Origin of the sequence: Streptomyces niveiscabiei (assembly GCF_001419795.1) — a bacterium.
Lineage (GTDB): Bacteria > Actinomycetota > Actinomycetes > Streptomycetales > Streptomycetaceae > Streptomyces > Streptomyces niveiscabiei.
Genome location: NZ_LIRL01001156.1, coordinates 1 through 1,728 on the forward strand (window position 1 = coordinate 1; position 1,728 = coordinate 1,728).

Genomic DNA, 1,728 nt, shown 5'->3' on the forward strand with positions numbered 1-1,728 from the left:
TCGACCGGTGTGCGGCGCTGGTCCGCATGTTCTGCGGGGGCGCCGGGGAGTTGGGCACGATCTTCCGGCCGGCGGGGCGGGGAGCGTCGGGATCAGCCGTGCATCAGATCCGGGTGCGGGCAGATCTCCAGTTCGGCTGCCGGGCGATCGGGCAGGGCCCCGTCCGCCGGCGCGGCCTGCTCAGGGGGTTGCGGTCACGGACTGGATGAACCGGGTCCATGCTTCGGCACTGAAGAACTGGACGGGGCCGGAGGGGTGCTTGCTGTCGCGGACGGCATGGCCCCCGAGGGAGGTGTGAGCGAGTTCGACGCAGGCGTTCTCCTGGGCCGAGTACGACGACTTGCGGAACTCGCTGACGAGCTCAATCTCGGGGGTCACGGTACCTCTTACGTCTGCTGGTCCTTGTTGTCCAGCGCCTGGCGGATCCGGCGAGCGGACTGCGTCGGCGACAGTGCTGCCGAGCGTAGCCGATCGAAAACGTTGGCGTACCGGGCCAGGTCATCCGGAGCCTCAACTACGGCCGTGTTCGAGGAAGTTTGGACAGCCACAGCCTCCGCGTAAGGCTCCACGCCGTACGAGAAGGCGGTGAACGCCCCGGACATCGTCGCGGTCAGGAACGCCGAGAGCGGCAGGATCTGAAGCGTCACGTTCTGTCGGCGTCCCACCTTCAACAGGTGCTGCAACTGGTCCACGTACACCTCGGAACCATCGGCCAGCGCGGTGATAGCGGGCTCCCAGAGGATCGCCGTGTACTGCACCTCCCCCTCGTCGAGCCTGCGCTGCCGCTGCATTCGGACCTCGACCAGCTCGGCCACCCTTTCCTCCGGGAGGAACTTCGGGCCGATGGCGATGACCTTCTCCGCGTACTGCGCCGTCTGCAATAGCCCCGGGATCAGAACCGGGTCCCAGTCGAGGATGTACGTCGCGTCGCTCTCCAGCGTGATGTGGTCCGCGTAGTCCGGACGCAGCGTGTCCTGGTAGTCGACCCACCAGCCCCGCTCATTACTGGTCTTCGCCCAATTCAGCAGCCGCTCGCGCTCGTTCTCGTCCGTCACCCCGTAGCAGTCCAGCAGCGTCCGGACCTCCAGGGCCGATACCGACACCTGGCCGCTCTCCGCCCGGCTCACCTTGCTCACCGACTTCATGATGGCCTCGGCGGCGGCCGACTGGTCGAGGCCGGCTGCTTCACGGTGGCGGCGGAGTGCGATGCCCAGCCTGCGGCTGCGCACGGTCGGTTTTCCCCCAACGGGCATGTGCCTGCTCCTCTCAACTGTGCTGGAGAGTCTGCCGCGTTGATGCACCTGGGTACAGATAGAACATCAGATCTAGTGCAAATTTGTGAGCCAAGTAGGTTGTGGGCACGTTTCGAACACGGCTAGCTTCGTTGCGTAGCGCAAGCCACCCGGAACAAAGGGGATGAGCCATGCCCGCGAACGCCGTGTCCACGCGGACCGCCGCCTACCAGTACCCCCGCCGACGTCACAGCGTGACCCGGGCCCGCGACGACCTGCGCAGGCAGCTCGTCCGGTGGCGGGTCGGGGGTGAAGTCGCCTACGACGCCGAGGTGTTGGTGTCGGAGCTGGCGACGAACGCGGTGAACGCGAAGGCGTTGCCGGGGCGGGAAATCCGGGTCGAGGTGACGTTGGCTCAGGGGGAGCTGCGGATCGAAGTCGCGGATGCCAGCGGGGAGTTGCCGGTGCTGCGGTGTGCCGGGGAGTGGGACGAGGG

Annotated in this window: 3 protein-coding genes; 1 reads left to right on the forward strand and 2 read right to left on the reverse strand. The window is 67.0% G+C overall.

Annotated elements, in window-relative coordinates; translation table 11 throughout:
• Positions 1-180: 180 nt before the first annotated feature.
• Positions 181-378 (reverse strand): DUF397 domain-containing protein, encoded by a 198-nt coding sequence (locus AOK24_RS41370; RefSeq protein WP_055725044.1) that lies wholly within the window; start codon positions 376-378, stop codon positions 181-183.
• 8 nt (positions 379-386) lie between these two features.
• On the reverse strand, positions 387-1,253 hold the full coding sequence (locus AOK24_RS41375; protein ID WP_055725045.1) for a helix-turn-helix domain-containing protein: 867 nt from the start codon (positions 1,251-1,253) through the stop codon (positions 387-389).
• 170 nt (positions 1,254-1,423) lie between these two features.
• On the opposite strand from AOK24_RS41375, the gene AOK24_RS41380 reads away from it, so the two are divergent.
• Positions 1,424-1,728 (forward strand): ATP-binding protein (locus AOK24_RS41380; protein WP_167376913.1); only part of this gene is annotated, 305 nt, incomplete at its 3' end.

Bases quoted from the DNA above. Each gene is read 5' to 3' on its own strand.
- AOK24_RS41375 (WP_055725045.1), bottom strand. From the start codon at position 1,253: ATGCCCGTTGGGGGAAAACCGACCGTGCGCAGCCGCAGGCTGGGCATC.